12 protein-coding genes and 3 pseudogenes are annotated in these 15,211 nt (G+C 71.2%); 7 read left to right on the forward strand and 8 right to left on the reverse strand.

Annotated elements, in window-relative coordinates; all coding sequences use genetic code 11:
• The first annotated feature begins 7 nt into the window (after positions 1-7).
• Genes OHU34_RS00160 through OHU34_RS00180 form a run of 5 tightly spaced genes read left to right on the forward strand, consistent with a single transcriptional unit; the run spans position 8 to position 6,888 of the window.
• Entirely contained in the window at positions 8-838 is an 831-nt protein-coding gene (locus tag OHU34_RS00160; protein ID WP_405763987.1) for a TnsA-like heteromeric transposase endonuclease subunit, read from the forward strand.
• Between the two features lie 41 nt (positions 839-879).
• Positions 880-2,841 carry a transposase gene (locus OHU34_RS00165; protein WP_405763989.1) on the forward strand — a complete coding sequence of 654 codons (1,962 nt, stop codon included), beginning with the start codon at positions 880-882 and terminating at the stop codon, positions 2,839-2,841.
• A complete protein-coding gene (locus OHU34_RS00170) occupies positions 2,835-4,958 on the forward strand; it encodes a transposase (protein WP_405763991.1) in 2,124 nt (707 codons plus the stop codon). The genes OHU34_RS00165 and OHU34_RS00170 overlap by 7 nt, the downstream gene beginning before the upstream one ends.
• Positions 4,955-5,977, forward strand: a complete 1,023-nt coding sequence (locus OHU34_RS00175; protein WP_405763993.1) for a TniB family NTP-binding protein — start codon at positions 4,955-4,957, stop codon at positions 5,975-5,977. The genes OHU34_RS00170 and OHU34_RS00175 overlap by 4 nt, the downstream gene beginning before the upstream one ends.
• The gene (locus tag OHU34_RS00180; protein WP_405763995.1) at positions 5,974-6,888 is read left to right on the forward strand and encodes a TniQ family protein; all 915 of its coding nucleotides are present in this window, start codon (positions 5,974-5,976) and stop codon (positions 6,886-6,888) included. The genes OHU34_RS00175 and OHU34_RS00180 overlap by 4 nt, the downstream gene beginning before the upstream one ends.
• A gap of 358 nt (positions 6,889-7,246) precedes the next feature.
• Here OHU34_RS00180 and OHU34_RS00185 read toward each other — a convergent pair whose 3' ends face one another.
• The 6 genes and pseudogenes from OHU34_RS00185 to OHU34_RS00210 form a co-directional block, all read right to left on the reverse strand.
• Positions 7,247-7,669, reverse strand: coding sequence for a hypothetical protein (locus OHU34_RS00185; protein WP_405763997.1), 423 nt, complete (start codon positions 7,667-7,669; stop codon positions 7,247-7,249).
• Between the two features lie 9 nt (positions 7,670-7,678).
• Complete coding sequence (locus OHU34_RS00190; RefSeq protein ID WP_405763999.1) at positions 7,679-8,071, reverse strand: hypothetical protein; 393 nt, start codon at positions 8,069-8,071, stop codon at positions 7,679-7,681.
• A 409-nt stretch (positions 8,072-8,480) separates the two neighbouring features.
• Positions 8,481-9,136: pseudogene (locus OHU34_RS00195) on the reverse strand (hemolysin III family protein).
• 183 nt (positions 9,137-9,319) lie between these two features.
• Positions 9,320-9,652, reverse strand: coding sequence for a MerR family transcriptional regulator (locus OHU34_RS00200; protein WP_405764000.1), 333 nt, complete (start codon positions 9,650-9,652; stop codon positions 9,320-9,322).
• Positions 9,653-10,524: 872 nt separating this feature from the next.
• A pseudogene (tpg, locus tag OHU34_RS00205) lies at positions 10,525-10,798 on the reverse strand (telomere-protecting terminal protein Tpg); the annotation flags it as partial.
• A gap of 4 nt (positions 10,799-10,802) precedes the next feature.
• A pseudogene (locus OHU34_RS00210) lies at positions 10,803-11,184 on the reverse strand (transcriptional regulator); the annotation flags it as partial.
• Positions 11,185-11,368: 184 nt separating this feature from the next.
• Here OHU34_RS00210 and OHU34_RS00215 point away from each other — a divergent pair.
• Positions 11,369-11,686, forward strand: a complete 318-nt coding sequence (locus OHU34_RS00215; protein WP_405764002.1) for a hypothetical protein — start codon at positions 11,369-11,371, stop codon at positions 11,684-11,686.
• Between the two features lie 64 nt (positions 11,687-11,750).
• Here the strand turns inward: OHU34_RS00215 and OHU34_RS00220 are convergent, their stop codons facing one another.
• Complete coding sequence (locus tag OHU34_RS00220) at positions 11,751-12,266, reverse strand: YceI family protein (protein ID WP_405764004.1); 516 nt, start codon at positions 12,264-12,266, stop codon at positions 11,751-11,753.
• Positions 12,267-12,382: 116 nt separating this feature from the next.
• On the opposite strand from OHU34_RS00220, the gene OHU34_RS00225 reads away from it, so the two are divergent.
• On the forward strand, positions 12,383-12,970 hold the full coding sequence (locus OHU34_RS00225; RefSeq protein ID WP_235034840.1) for a MarR family winged helix-turn-helix transcriptional regulator: 588 nt from the start codon (positions 12,383-12,385) through the stop codon (positions 12,968-12,970).
• Between the two features lie 696 nt (positions 12,971-13,666).
• Here OHU34_RS00225 and OHU34_RS00230 read toward each other — a convergent pair.
• The gene (locus OHU34_RS00230; protein ID WP_405764006.1) at positions 13,667-15,091 is read right to left on the reverse strand and encodes an NACHT domain-containing protein; all 1,425 of its coding nucleotides are present in this window, start codon (positions 15,089-15,091) and stop codon (positions 13,667-13,669) included.
• Positions 15,092-15,211 lie beyond the last annotated feature (120 nt).

Here is a 15,211-nt window from a genome sequence, read left to right on the forward strand (position 1 = left end):
GGAGTTCGTGATCATCGACAGCAGCCAGGACAGCGCGCAGGGCGGCTTACCCGCGCTCGCAGGCGCCTGCCGGGTGCCGGAACCGGGCGCGGTGGAGGCGGAGTTCGCCGCGGTGGGCAGCACGCTCGTGCAGCGCCGCTGGGTTGAGGCCGCCGTGGCGGTCAAGTTCGAGCAGCTGGCGCCGGTGGCGGCGTTCCCGGTGGTGCCCGGGCGGCGGTGGGGACCGGGCTGGTGGTGGTCGGCCACGACCGGGCGGCACGTGATGCACGGCTCGCAGGCGATGTGCATGCAGCTGATGGTCCTGGACCGCGATCCGCAGGTGGTCGGCCTCTCAGCGCGGCCGGTGCGGCTGATCTGGCGGGATCCGGACAGCCGGCGGACTCTGAGCTGGGTGCCGCAGCTGTTCGCCCGCTACGCCGACGGCCGCGCACTGCTCGCCGACTGCCCCGCCACCTCGACGACCGCCGGAACACGGGCCGAGCGCGCCGCCGTGGTGGTTGCTGCGGCGTGTGCGGCGGTGGGATTCGCCTACCGGCGCATGGTGCCGCCGGACAAGGTGGTGGCGGCGAACGTGAGGTGGCTGGCCGGCTACCGCCACCCGCGCCACCGCGACGCCGGCGGATTGGAGCAGGCGGTGCTGGAGGCGTTCGCCGCGCCGCGGCCGTTGATGGCCGGGGCCGCGGCGGCGGGCGAGACCCTCTCCGCCCTCCCGGTGCTCTACCACGCGCTGTGGGGCGGACGGCTGGTGGCGGACCTGACGCGGCCGCTGGGCGAGCACACCCTCGTGGCGCCCGGCCCGGCCGCAGGCGACGGGGAGCAGGAGCAGCACGGCAGGTGAGCAGGCACGAGGTAACCGCCCCCGGCGGGCGGTGTGTTGGAGTGGGCGCTCAGGTCACGTTCGAGGACCGCACCTGGCAGGTGACCGGTCTGGCCGACGGGCGGGTGTATCTGGCCGCCCAGGACGGGGCCACCGGGTGCGTGCTGGCCGCCCATCTGGTGGCCGCCGACGGCTTCGAGGTCCTCGGCCAGGCCGCCCCGCAGATTCCGGCCGCCGCCGCGTGGGCGGAACTGCCGTTGCCGGCCCGGGAGCGGGCGATGGCCTGGCTGCGGCACATCCGGGAGGTCGAGACCGGGCTGCCCGGCGGCCCCGGCAGCGGCGGAGTACCGAGGCCTGAGTACGACCCGCAAGCCTTCACGCTCGCCGAGCGGGAGCACGCCAAGGCGAAAGAGCTGGCTGCGCTCGGCTGGACGAAGGTCAGCCGGCCCACGGTGCAGCGGATGCGGCTGGCCTACCAGCGCCAGGGGCTGCTGGGGCTGGTGGACAAGCGGTCCCTGCGCGCCTCCTCCCCCACCGGGCGTACGGACGAGCGGGTGGTGGCCGCCGTGCTGGAGGCGCTGCGCATACGTCGCGGCCGCAGGGCGACCACGGTCAAGCAGGTCATCGACCTGGCCGAACAGATCGTGGCGCAGACCCACGGGAAGGGCCGGGTGACGCTGCCGGCCAGGTCGTCGCTGTACCGGCTGGTGAGGATGCTGGCGGATCCGGCCGAGCCGGTGGGCAGCCCGGCGCGCACCGCCGCCGGTCCGGACGGGTCAGGCGGCGGTCCGCCTGCACTACGGCCCGCCGAGCGGGTCCATGTCGCCACCGCCCGCCTGGGCATCGAGGCGGTGGGCGAGGACGGCCGTGCGGTGGCGGTGGCGGTCACCTGCGCACTGGACGGGGCCACAGGCTGCGTGCTGGCCGCCGTGCTGCACCCGCAGCAGGCCGCGCCGGTCGAACTGTCCGTGCTGCTGGCCGAGATGGCAGTCCCCCGCACGGCGCGGCCCGGGTGGCGCGAGATGCTGCGGGCAGCCCACGAGGCGCTGCCGCTACCGCAGCGGCTGATGCCTTTGGACGCGCGCATCGAGGCGACCGTGGCGCGTCCGGCGGCCCTGCCCCAGACGCTGCTCTTCGACCCGGCGGCGGCCGCCGTCACCCCCTGGTTCCTGACCGTGTGCGAGAGCCTCGGCGTGAGCCTGGAAGCCGCCCCCGCACGGCAACGCGGCACGCGCAGTGTCGCCGGGGACACGGTGAAAACGCTCGCAGGGCTGTTCACCCGGCACGCCGCCGACCTGGCCACCGCGCTGCCTGGTGTGCATCCGCAGGACAGCGCGGGAGGGCAGGCGCAGGCGTTCTTCAGTCTGCCGCACCTGCAGGATGTGCTGGACGAGTGGATCACCGCCCGCTGGCACACCCGCCCCCAACAAGCCCTGCGGCACCCGCTGCTGCCCAAGGCGGCCCTGAGTCCGCAGGAGATGTGGCGGGTGCTGCTGGGCGTCGCCGGATCGGTACCGGTGCCGCTGAGCGGGCAGGACTTCGCCGAGCTGCTGCCGGTGCAGCACCAGGCGGTCACCGAATCCGGGATCCGCCTGGGCAGGCGCCGCTACGACCACGAATGCCTGGATGAGCACCGCGGCCGGGCCAGGCCCACCACGGACGACGGTCGGTGGGAAGTGCACCACCACCCCTACGACACACGGCAGGTCTACATCCGGCTGCCCGACGGACTCCTGCACGAGATCCCCTGGACCGAGCGCGCGCACGCGCTTCGCCCGTTCGACGACGCCGTGCGGCGCCGCACCGGGCAGATCCTCGCCGCGCGCAGTGGCCCGCCCGGGCATCCGGCACCCTCGAGCGACGGGCCGGGGCGGGAGGCCGGTGTGCCAGTACCCGAGCCGGGCGAGCAGGGCCTGATGGCTGATCCGGCACCGGGCGGTGGCGTGCCCCCGTTCCCGGACGGGCCCGGGCGCGCAGGGTCCTTCGGAGTGTGGGACGCGCAGGCGGAGGCCGAGCAGTGGTGAGCGCGCCCGGCCGTCCGGGCCACCCCGTGGCCCTTGCGAGCGGCAGGCAGGTGAAGCTGGGCGCGTATGTGACATTCCAGGGCTGTACCTGGCAGGTGGCCGCGGTGGCCGGTGCGTCGGTGACGCTGGTCGGCGAGGACGGGCAGACGGCGTCGGTGCTGACCCCGTTCCTGTTCGCCGACCCGGGTTTCACCCTGGTGGGCTCCCCCGCCACCGGGGTGCGGCAGTGGGGGCTGCTGGAGTCGGTGCCCGCCCGGGAGCGGGAGCGGGCTCTGGCCTGGCAGCGGCACATCCGCGAGATCGAGACCGGACTGCCCGACGGCCCCGGCAGTGCCGGGATGCCGCGGCCCGCGTACGACCCGCAGCGCACATCGATGGCCGAGCGGGAGCAGGCCAAGGCCGACGAACTCGCCCAGCTGGGCTGGCCGCGGGTCAGCCGGGCCACCGTGCGCCGCATGCGGGCCCGCTACCACGGCCAGGGGTTGTGGGGTCTGATCCCGCGCCGCAAACCCTCCAGTGCGACCGGGCAGGCCGATGAACGGGTGGTGGCCGCGGTGCTGGAGGCACTGCGCCGCCAGCGCGGGCGCTCCAAGGGCACGCTGAAGGGGCTGCGGGAGCTGACCGGGCACATCCTGGCCGACACCCACGGGCCGGGCACGGTGGCACTGCCCGCGCCGTCGACGTTCAACCGGCTGGCGCGGGTACTGGCCGACCCGCTGGAGCATCCCGGACGGCCGGCCCGCACCGCAACGGCCGCGCCGGTGCGGCCCTTCACACCGACGGTGGCGCTGCGGCCGGGCGAGCTGGTGCAGATCGACACCACCCGCCTCGATGTGATGGCCATCGGCGAGGACGGCCGTGCGGTGCGCCCGGAACTCACCATCGTTCTCGAAGTGGCGACCAGGTCGGTGGTGGCGGCCGTGCTGCGCGAGGAGGGCACCAAGGCCGTGGACGCCGCCCTGCTGCTGGCGGAGATGGCCGTCCCCCACCCGGTGCGGCCCGGCTGGGGCGAGCAGCTGCGCCTGGCGCACGCCGCCGTCCCCTACGACCGGCTCCTCGCCCTGGATACGCGGCTTCAGCCGGCGGCGGCACGCCCGGTGGTGGTGCCGGAGACGATCGTCATCGACCGCGGGGCCATCTTCGTCTCCGCCGCGTTCCTGGCCGCCTGCGAGACCCTGGGGGTGAGCGTGCAGCCCGCGCCGCCCCGGTCCCCGGCCGCCAAGGGCGCGGTGGAGCGCACGTTCGGAAGCATCAACTCGTTGTTCGCGCAGCACGTCGCCGGCTACACCGGCCCCCACGTCCTGGCGCGCGGCGAGGCGGTGCAGGACGAAGCCCGGTTCACGGTGGCGCAGTTGCAGGAGCTGCTGGACGAATGGATCACCGCGTGCTGGCAGCACCGCCCGCACGACGGGCTGCGCCACCCCCTGCTGCCGAAGAAGGCGCTGGCCCCCAACGAGATGTGGGGCGCGCTTCTGGGCGCGTGCGGGTACGTGCCGTGGCCTCTGGGTGGCGCCGACTACCTGGAACTGCTGCCGGTGCGCTTCCATCCCGTCACCGGCCGCGGCATCCGCATCAACCACCGCACCTACGACCACGCCGTGCTCAACGAGCACCGCGGACGGCTCTGCCCCGCCGGGCCCGGCGGCAGGTGGGAGATCCACCTCAACCCGCACGATGTACGCCAGATTTACATCCGGCTGCCCGACGGGCGCCTGCACGAGATCCCGTGGATCCACCGCGACCACGTCCACGCCCCCATGGGCGAGACCGCCTGGCGCCACATCCGCGCCGCCCTCGAGCGGCGCACAGACCGCGAGAAGCACGAAGCGGCCCTCGCGGAGGCCGCCGACCAGGTCCTGCGCCGCGCCCGTCCCCTGCCCGGCCCCGGCGCACCCGCCGCAGCAACCGGCCGCCAGGTGCCGGCGGCAGGCGGGGCGGGCCCGCAGACAGCGGATGACGACGCACAGACCGGGGGCAGCGAGGACGCCGCGGACAGTCTCGACGCCGTCGACGCCCGCACCCATGTCGATGACGACAGCCAAGCCGGTGGCGAAGAGCCCCCGCCGCCGGCCCGATTCGCGCTGTACGACGCCTTCGAGGAGGCCGAGCACTGGTGACCAGCCCCGATGTCACGCCCCCCGTCGAAGAAACGTCCGCGCAGGCAGTCACCACCTTCGATGCCTTCGCCCGCTTCGCACACGCCACACTGCCCACGCCGCCGCAGCCCGGCCAGGCACCGCGCTCGCTGGAGGAACGCCTGGCCTTCCACTCGCGGTTCGTCACCGTGCGCACCCCGGCCATCGAGAACCTCTCGCGCAGTGTGCGCACCCTGATGATCCTCGGCCGCCACCAGCAGGTGACCGCCCGCCCGTCGCTGATCGTCACCGGCCCGGCCACCACCGGCAAGACCACCGCGCTGCTCGAGGTCGGCCGCACCTGCCACCTGGCCCACACCCGCCGCGCCCAACCCGGCGACGACAGTGTGCCCGTCGCGTATGTGCTCGTCCCGCCGGGCGCCACGGCCAAGACCCTGGCCGGGGAGTTCGCCCGTTTTCTCGGTATCCCCGTCACCACGCGCATGACCACCGCGCAGATCACCACGGCTGTCTGCCACACCTACACCGCGGCCGGGGTCAAGCTCGTGCTGATCGACGAGATCCACCGCCTCAACCCGCGCACCTCCACCGGCGCGGAGGCCGCCGACTGGCTGAAAGACCTCACCGAACGCGTACCCGCCACCTTCGTCTACGCGGGCATCGACGTCACCGCCAGCACGGTGTTCACCGGGGTGCGCGGTGCGCAGCTGGCCGGGCGCGCCTCCCTGATCGACTGCGGGGCGCTGCCCGCCCGCGCCGGCGGCCGGGAGCCGTTCCGCGAGCTGATCGCTGCCCTGGAGCAGGCCCTCGACCTGACCGCCCACCGCACCGGCAGCCTGCCCAGGCTGGCTCCCTACCTGCACGAGCGGACCGCCGGACGGATCGGCAGCCTGGCCCGCCTGATCCGCCAGGCCGCCATCGAAGCCATCCTGGACAGCAGCGAGCGCATCACCAAGTCGCTGCTGGACTCCATTGCGCTGGACCACCTCGCCGAGGAGCACTACCGGCCCCGCACCCCCGCCCGACCCGGCAGCCGGTGACCACCCCCACCTCGAGCCGCCCCGCCGTGCGAGCCGGAACCATGTGGCCCACCCGGCCCGGCGCCCTGCGCGTGAGGCCGCTGCCCCGCGAGGCCACCGCCTCCTACCTCACCCGCCTCGCAGCCGCCTACCACCTCAGTGCCGCCCAGCTCCTGGACGGCCTGCACATCACCACCACCGGCACCCCCGCCGCCCCGCCCGCCACCGAAATCCACCTCAGCAACGAAGCCGCCCGCCGCCTGTCCGGCTTCACCCGCATCCCGCCCGCACACCTCGCCCGCGCCCTGGCCCGCCGGCCCCCACCCGCCGCCATCGGCACCGCCCGCGCCGCCATCGCCCGCTGGCAGCCCGCCCAGCCCGCGATGCAGCCGCTGCCTGCGTGCGCCGCCTGCACCGCTCACCGCAGCCCGCACAAAGCCGTCCCCGCATGGATCCACCCGGCGCCCAACCTGCCCCGGGCCCTCATCTGCACCCGCCACCAGCAAGCCTCAAGCGACCCCAGACAGCGCACCCCCCTCGACATCCGCGCTGTCCCCGAACTCACCCGTGCCCGACTCACCAACCGCCGCCCGCCCACGGCGTCCTCCCTGAGCTGGGCATCGACGATCACCACACGCTGGTACGACCACCGCCAACACCTGCACCAGCGCTGGCACACCCGCCTACACCGGCTCACCACCACCAACCCCCACCTCGTCCCAGGCCCGGCCTCACCCGCCCTGACCTGCCGGAACCTGATCATCTACCCCGAGACCCTCACCCTCGCCACAGCCCTCGACCGCCTGCCCCCACACCCCCTGACACCCACCCAGCAGACCGCCTTCCTCCACGACCTCGCCAGCCGCCTCCAACTGCCCCGCCTCGCACCCGCCGACCACGACCTGCTCCGGCAACGCCTCACCGCCCGCTGAACGGCCCACACCCCTTGCCGGCCCCAGCACACAACCAGCCGACACCGGTACCTATAGGCGCGCCAACCACACTGAGCAACAACCGCCGCCCCACCCAGCTCACTGCGCAACACCAAACAGCCAGCTCAGCCCACGTACCACCCGTCACCGGCCCCGCAGCCCCGCATCGACTGCCCCCGCAAGGCGAACACGCTGCTCAGTACAACTGAACAACAGCAGGTCACCATCAAGATCAATAAGCAAAAGCGTCAGCTACGCCACAGGTGTATGCGGTCAGCTTCACCACGTATCTGGGCGGGGACGTCGCCGCGCTCGGCAATGAGCCGGCTATCGACACACGTGGCAGCGTCCAGGCGGCTCAGCGCACCGTGGCGGCGTCTCGCGGGACGAACCGCGTGTAAGGGTGAGCGGGGTCCGGGCGAGGCTCGCCCGGCGGCAGCACGGGAGCCAGCGTCTCGAACACCCGCTCCATCACCCGGTCCGTGTACCCGTCCATCGTGGCCGATGCCTGGAGCAGCACACCCCCCGCCCGCAGCGGGAGCACCCGGTGGAACGCGCCCGAGTCCTCCAGCGCCGCGGCGCCGCCCAGCCGCGCCGCAAGTTCCGCCGGACAGACCGTCACCCAGGCGTAGCCGCGCAGGAACTGCCGGCCCTCGCGCAGGGACGTGCGCCGCCTGCGACGCAGCACGACGTCAAGGCTGGTGAGTTCGTCGAAGTTGTCCCACTCGATGTGGCCGAAGAGGGGGCTGCTCCCATCCAGCGCGGCGTACAGGAAGTCCACCGCCGCAGTTCAGGATGCGACGTCATCTGGGGAATTGACACTGGCCAAAGCCGATGCCCGCCAGATGGAACCGTCACTCAGGACGTGATAGGAACTCGCCCGGCCCAGCACCTCCGGCTCCCCGTCGTCCGTGAGAAACACGAGTTGGGCTCCCCAAGGGAACGCGGAAAGCTGCTCCTCGAACTGCGGCCACGTCTTCCCGATGCGAGGGAAGCGGCGCACCAGGTCGTCGATGTCCGGGACGATCTGCGCTTCGGAGACGGCCCCTCCCCCGCTCCCGGCCTCCGCCTCCACCAAGCCGCGGTACAGCCTGGTGCGGGCGGCACGAAACCACCGGACCAGCGATGCCCCAGGACTGCCCGGCACAGCCGCATCGAACGAGGCTTCAACGCATACGTTCATCCCGCGCACCCTACTCGTGCCCGGCAATAGGAAATCCTGCGACGATCACCACATTCCGAAGCGATCACTGAACTCGCACTTCAGGAGCCTCTCTGGCTCCTGAACCTCTGCCGAAACCCCAGCTCAGGTCGAGACGTCACAACAACCAGAAATCCTGCAATGATCACTAGACCAACAGCTCAACGCATCGATCATGCAGTGATCCTTAGCGGATTTGTCACAGCGGCTCCTTCACTGCTTGATGACGCTCAAGCCTCCGCCCGGGGTGCGCGAAAGAGCTTGCCGAGCCCGATACCGGACAAGTCACATTGCGCCACGGGACCCGGGGCATGCCGCGCCACCAGCCCCTCTCGGATCATGTGCGGCCAGGGCCCTCCGAATCCTGCGCTCCGGCATGCCTCGGCCGCGGTCATGTGGCTGCCAGGAGGATGGCCTGTAATGCGCGGTGAAGGCGGCGATGGTCAGGGCGTGGAAGACCTCGTGGAAGCCGAACCAGGCCGGTGAGGGGTCGGGGCGTTTGAGTCCGTAGACGACGGCGCCCGCCGTGTAGAGCAGGCCGCCGGCGATGACGAGTACGAGGACCGCGATGCCGCCGGCGCGGGCGAAGTCCGGCAGGTAGAAGACGGCCACCCAGCCGAGGGCGATGTAGCACGGGGTGTACAGCCAGCGGGGAGCGCCGATCCACAGGACGCGGAAGGCGATGCCGACCAGAGCACCTGCCCACACCGCGGCCAGCAGCACCCGCTGCTGACTCGCGGGCAGCAGCAGTACCGCCAGCGGGGTGCAGGTGCCGGCGATGATCAGGAAGATGTTCGCGTGGTCCAGCCGCCGCAGGACCGCCTCCCCGCGCGGGCCCCACGTGCCGCGGTGGTAGACCGCGCTGGTACCGAACAGCAGGCAGGCCGACAGCGCGTACACCGAGCAGGCCGCCACCGCCGCCGCCGAGCCCGAGACGGCGATCAGGACGATCCCGCCGACCAGCGCCAGGGGGAACACGCCGGCGTGCAGCCACCCACGCATCCTGGGCTTCAGCGCAGCCGCCGCACGGTCCACCCCGCCTTCCAGGCCGACGGCTGCCTACCTGGAAGGCAGTTGGCCGGTCGCGTCGGCAGACGCATCCGTCGCGGTTGTACGCAGAGTGTCGGGCAGAGTGCCGGGGCGGGAGTCGAACTCCCGTCCGCGTAGCGGCGGCTGGGCATCCTCGGCGATCATGCGTTCATATTCTTGAATTCGGCGGAAGAGGGCGGGTCAGACGCTGGCCGGGTGCGAGGTTGCGGTGCGGCGGTACTCGGCGTTGAGGCGCTGGGCTTCTTCGAGTTGGTCTTCGAGGATGATGATGCGGCAGGCGGCCTCGATGGGGGTCCCGTGGTCAACGAGTTCGCGGGCGCGGGCGGCGATCCGCAACTGGTAGCGGGAGTAGCGGCGATGTCCGCCCTCGGAGCGGAGCGGCGTGATGAGACGGGCTTCGCCGATGGCGCGCAGGAAGCCCTGGGTGGTGCCGAGCATCTCGGCGGCCCGGCCCATGGTGTAAGCGGGGTAGTCGTCATCGTCGAGACGGCCGAACGTGTCGTCTACAGTCATTGCACCTCTCTGTGGAACGCGTGGAGGGGCCCTGGCGCCGTACTGCCGCCAGGGCCCCGAAGGAACTGCTACACCATCTGCCGGCCCTTACTACTGCGCCGGCCTTCTGTTTCCGCAGACCCGGCCGAGATGCTGCCGGGGATGCTGGGATCGCGGTTGCTCGACCGGAGACCACCTCACTATCGATGTCCTGCGGTACCCGGACTCAACAAGCCGCCCGGGCGATCCTGATGGCTCCCAATTCCTCCGTTCATTCCCTCAATTGCTGGTACTGCTCTCCTGCGTACTGCTGGTGATGCGACCTGCTCCGTAACCTGTCACAGCGCCACTCTTCGGCAGCCAGCCCCGTTCACCCGTCCTGCGACTGCTCTGGCTTGGAACCCCACTGCCGAACCTCCCGGTGCGCGCGCCCGCAGCCGACGCCTTCACCGAGGTACCACTCACTTAACTGCACTGCTGGGTACCGCGAACTTCACTTACGGGTACTGCCACTGCGGTACTGCTCACGGCGGCCCCTGATCACTGCGGGCCACCCGGTCCGGTCGTCAGCCCCGTCGCCGTCCTGCAACAACCCTGGCTTCGAAGCTCCACCACCGCACCGTCCTGCGGACTGCAACTACGTACTGCTGCCAGGCAGTTCGTGTCTGCCAGGCCCTGCTGTCTCTCTGGGCTACGGGAGAAACCATACCTACGTCACCGGCTAATGTCTACTCCAGCCAACATAGATTTTCTGTGTGCCCGATGAGGAGGTAATCGGCCTCGAGAGCAGCGTTAAGGGCACCAGATGGAGTCCACCCAGGCCGAGGACGACTGAGGGGGCCAACCGGAGACCGGTCGGCGCACGCGAGACGTGTCGCCCTCTCGTTGAACCGCGCGGCCTGTCGGCGGCGGCGCTTGCGGACCCGCGGTTGCCAGCGCTGCCGCACCGCCTCGTCGACCTTCGCCGCAATGTCCGGAAGCGGGTTCCTACGGGCGCCGCGCCGGTAGCGGTTGACCGAGTCGGCGGTGACACCGATCTCCGCCGCCACCGCTTTTGCCCAACTGGCGGATCAGGAAGCCGATCCGGCCCTTCAGCGTCCTGGGCGGCTCCTGGATGAACGACTCCCGGTCGGCGCGCTCGATGGCGTCCCCGATCTCTCCCGCCACGGACCTACTCCCCTTCGTCCAGGACAGCGTCGCCACCCTTGATGTGACGGGCCGGGTTGAGACCCTGCTCCATCAGGTCGACCGCCCACAGCATCGTCTGGATGCCCTCCAGCTTGGCCAGGCCCGGCGTCGGCCCGAGACGGAATCCGCCGGGCTGCGGCTTGCCCGAGGCCGCATACGGCACGACGCAGTCGGACAGCACCGCGAGCGGGAACAGGCCCGTCGTCCTGGCCATGTTGGTGAGCTTGCGGTGCATGTTGACCCGGGCCTTGCTGATGACGGCGGCGCGGATGTCGGGGCGCCAGGTTGGGTGTTCCAGCGCCGGCCACCGCTCCCCCCTGCTTGTAGGACTTGCCCTGCGGGCGCTCACGCAACTTGCCTACCCCTCGGACAGGGCAACTGACGTTCCGGACCCAGCGTTGGCTTGCGGCGTCCCAGCTCACGACGACGCGTCGGCCTCGGCCATCGGGCTTTGCAAGCTCCTCCAGACCGTGATCACCAAGGTCAACGAGCGCTTGTAACGCCGCGTTGGGGATGTCGCGCGACGCAGCCACAGGGTCCGCCTGCGAAGTGGACCTCCTCAAAGAGGTGCTCTGGCGCCGTCCCATCGTGATGGACATCGGTCCGGTCCTCGATCTGGACGATCTCATCGGGACGAAGGTGCGGGCTTTGGGAGACCGGGGTCTCGCACGTGATGCCATGGACGTTCACGCCGCCCGCCACCTCTACACCATTGGCGCACTGGAGAGCCCAGACGCCCGGAAGAGTTCGACCTCCATGAGCCTGCACGACCGGCTGGAAAGCCTCGAGTGGATCAGCGACGCGGAATTCGAGGCTTATGGCATGAACACCGCCGGTATCACGGAAGATCCCCGCGGCCACAACTGATAGTCGGCCCGCCGCTCACGAGGGATCACTGACGTCGCGTCAGGCAATATTCACTGGCCGTACCTCAGGCGACCGTGCGCGTGAAGCGGAGCGTGGTGGTGATCGTCGTCAGGCCGCCCATCATGCCGAGCTGGTTCATGGTGATCCCGAACTCGTTCCGGTCCACGGTGAATGTGGCGTCCAGGGTGACCGCGTCGGCGTCCGCCTGGCTCAGGCGGGCGGTGAAGTTCTGCGGCCGGCTGACGCCGTGCACCGTCAGCCGGCCGGACACCTTCACGGCCCCGTCGGCGCCGAGTTCGGCGGCGCGCACCACGAAGGTGATCTCGGGGTACTTCTCGACGTCGAAGAAGTCCGCACTGCGCAGGTGCGTGTCCCGCTTGGCGTTCTTGGTGTCGATGGAGGCCGCGTCCAGGACCAGGGTGCCGGTGACGGTTCCGTCGGCGGCTACCTCACCCCCGCCGCTGACGATGGCGAAGGTGCCCTTGGCGGCGACCAGGCCCCACATCGCCTTGTGTTTCAGGGCGACGGTGGAGGCACTCGTGTCGAGCTGCCACTGTCCGGTTTCCACGCCGACGGTCATGGCCATTCTCCTTGGTAATCTAAATTTGGATGAAGCTGGACGACCTACGCTAGCCGGTAATCCGAACCCTGAACAACCTGGTCATGCAAATTTGGACCACAGATACACTCGTAGTCATGGCAGACCCCACTGAGCACCCCACCAACCTGCCCTCATGCCCGTCCGCGCAGGGCCCCGGTCTGCTGCCGGCCGAACTGCGCGGCTGGATGCTCCTGCTGGCCGCGACCGGGGCGGTCGAGCAACGGCTGCGCTCGGTGGTCAAGGAACGGCTCGACGTATCGCACGACGAGTTCCTGGTCCTGTGTCTGTTGGCGGAGCAGCCCCGGGAGGGCCTCCGCATGACCCGCATCGCGGAGTTGCTGGGGCGACCCAAGACGCGGCTGACCTATCAGATCGCCTGCCTTCAGCACGCCGGCCTCGTGACCCGCAAGTCGGTCTGCGGCGACAAACGCGGCGTCGAGGTGGCCCTCACCGACGAGGCCCGGGGCATGCTCCGGGAGGCGTCCGGTGCCCTGGCCGAAACGGTGACAGGGGCGCTGGCCCATGTCATGGGCCCGGAGCAGTGCGCCGCGATGAGCGGACTGATACCGAAGACCGCCACTGCCACGGCTCCGGAGCCGGCGCCAGAGGCAGAGGGAGAGGGAAAGCCGAAACCGGCTCCGGCGGCGGAGTCGGAGCCGGAGCACTCCACCGTCTCCGACTGAAGTCCGGACGCCGGACGCCCCGCCGGCGTCGGAGTACTTCTCCGCGGACGCGGCCTCCTCCGGCCCCACCGCCTCCTCCGCCCTCTCCCACCCGTCCGCGTCCCCTGCGGCCTTCCTCGCACAACAGCTCACCGAACCCTGTGAAGACCCAGTGACTCTTCACGACCGTCACGATCCGTCAACGAGCCGAACTCTGAGACGGTCGGTCCTGGCCGGGGCGGTCGACGAGCCGGTGAGGACCACGGGTACGGGACGCCGAGGACTAGCCGAGCTACACCCCGAATTTAGCCTTGAATGCAACCCTGTCGAATGACTGTTGGCGGGTGCGTGCGATCTCTCGGTGTAACAGCAAGTGAAAGACACTGAGTGGTGCCCCCGCAGCGCGCATCGGCACCCTGGCCTGCCGGGCACCTTGCAACTACATCGGTCCTGTCGGCGAGCCGCCTCGCGAGCCGGGCGGCCGCCGTCCTCCAGCACCGCCATGATGGGTTCATATGCCGGAGCTGCGCACCCTGGCTCCTGGCGGGACGCGCGCGCCTCCGGAGCCTGCCGCGCACCGGACGGCATCGCGCCGGCCCGCACCGCTCCCCCGGCCCCTGCCGCCGGACCCGCGCTTCCGGCGCGCTCCAAAGCCGGGCAGATCTCTAGGAGTTGCTCCCGCAGTCTGTTGATGTGGGCGTCAGGGCTCCCGATCCGTCAGTCGTTGCCGTCGCTCTTGCCTGTGCCGCCGCCGTCCGAGGGGATGGCGTTGCGGCCCCGGGCGGCGACGATCGCCCGGCGGGAGCGGACCAGGCCGCCGGTCGACGGCCCGGACGTGGCCGCCCGCTCGCAGGGGCGGGGCCCCCGCCCCTGCGCGGCCTTCATGAGGGTGGCGCCGCGCCTGCGTACGGCGTGATTCGGCCAGCTGCTCATCTGCCGTGCGCCGAGCCGTAGTTGCCCTTGCGCCGCTCGGCCGCGAGGAAGTCGATGAGCTGCGGCAGCCGGCCCAGGGTGCGTTCGGCACAGGCGACGGCCTCGTCTCCGTAACGCCGGAACTCGGTGCACAGTGCGAGGGTTGCCGGGCTCAGCCGGGTTGTACTGCCGTTTGTGGAGCATCCTTGCGAACTCGGCGTAGATCGCGCCGCGGACGGCCGGCAGGGGCTGGCCCGGGGTCGCCGCGTACAGCTGGCACAGCAGCGACGCCATGAGGGGGATGCGCGCCAGGCCTGCCAGGTGTGACCGCTCGAGGTCGCCTACGAACAGCTGCGCCAGCCGGTCCGGGTCACCGAGCCCGTAGGCCGCGAACCAGCGGCGGGCCACGTCCGCAAGCTCCGCGAGCTGGAAGCGCTCCAGCTCGTAGCTGCCGACAGCCGCGCCGAGCAGGTCCAGCTCGCTCTCGGGCAGGGGCCGCGTGGCGATGACGAAACGGTAGTGCGGGCGGTCGGGGTTCTCTTCGACCGAGCGCAGATGCCGTAGGACCCTCCACCGTCTGATGGGGTCCGCTATCTCGTCGAGTTCGTCCACCAGCACCAGCCAGCAGGCGCGTGGCGTCGGCGGTTCCAGGAACAGGGCCGGGGGCAGGGTTTCGACCAGGCCCTTGAGTCCTGACCGCACTACGCCGGCAAGGGCCGTGTCGAGCGGCTGGCCGTCCAGCGCCGCAGCGGGGACGAGTACCGGGACCACGCCCTGGTCGGGGTCCTGCCGCCAGCGGTCCACGCCGACTGCCAGGAGGGTGCGCAGGAGACTGGACTTTCCACCGCCTGCCCCCGCGAGAACCGTACACATCTGGGTGCTGCCCAGGATCCGGTCGATCGCGTCGCCCTCGACGGGGAACCCGTCCTGCGCCAGGCTGCCCAGACGCTGGCGGACGTAGACGTCGTCCAGCGACGGACCGGCGCTGGGCAGCATCGCGGGATAGGGGTGCTCCTTCGACGTCTCGGCGGCGGCCGCCAGGTACTGGGCGAGCCAGCGCTCCCGGTTGCGGGCGTCTTCGGGCGCGTCGGGGAACACGTTGACCTGGATGCCCCGGTCGCCCTGCTGGATCGCCGCGGACGCGTGGAAGGTGTTGCCGGATATCTCGCGGGTCGCGCCGGCAAAGAACTCGTCAGCGGGGCGCTCCTCCCCGTCGGCTTGATCCAGCATTCGATGCCGTCGCCTCACCGCTCGCGCGTCCCGTCGCAGTGCTGTCCACGATACCGGCGGCCCCTCTCCCTTCGGGGGCTGCCGCGGGTGTCCGTAGCCGCCGCCGGGCCGCTGCACCCG

This window comes from Streptomyces sp. NBC_00080, assembly GCF_045041255.1.
Taxonomy (GTDB): Bacteria; Actinomycetota; Actinomycetes; order Streptomycetales; family Streptomycetaceae; genus Streptomyces; species Streptomyces coriariae.

Bases quoted from the DNA above. Each gene is read 5' to 3' on its own strand.
- OHU34_RS00190 (WP_405763999.1), bottom strand. From the start codon at position 8,071: ATGAACGTATGCGTTGAAGCCTCGTTCGATGCGGCTGTGCCGGGCAGT.
- OHU34_RS00200 (WP_405764000.1), bottom strand. From the start codon at position 9,652: ATGACTGTAGACGACACGTTCGGCCGTCTCGACGATGACGACTACCCC.
- OHU34_RS00220 (WP_405764004.1), bottom strand. From the start codon at position 12,266: ATGACCGTCGGCGTGGAAACCGGACAGTGGCAGCTCGACACGAGTGCC.
- OHU34_RS00225 (WP_235034840.1), top strand. From the start codon at position 12,383: ATGGCAGACCCCACTGAGCACCCCACCAACCTGCCCTCATGCCCGTCC.
- OHU34_RS00230 (WP_405764006.1), bottom strand. From the start codon at position 15,091: ATGCTGGATCAAGCCGACGGGGAGGAGCGCCCCGCTGACGAGTTCTTT.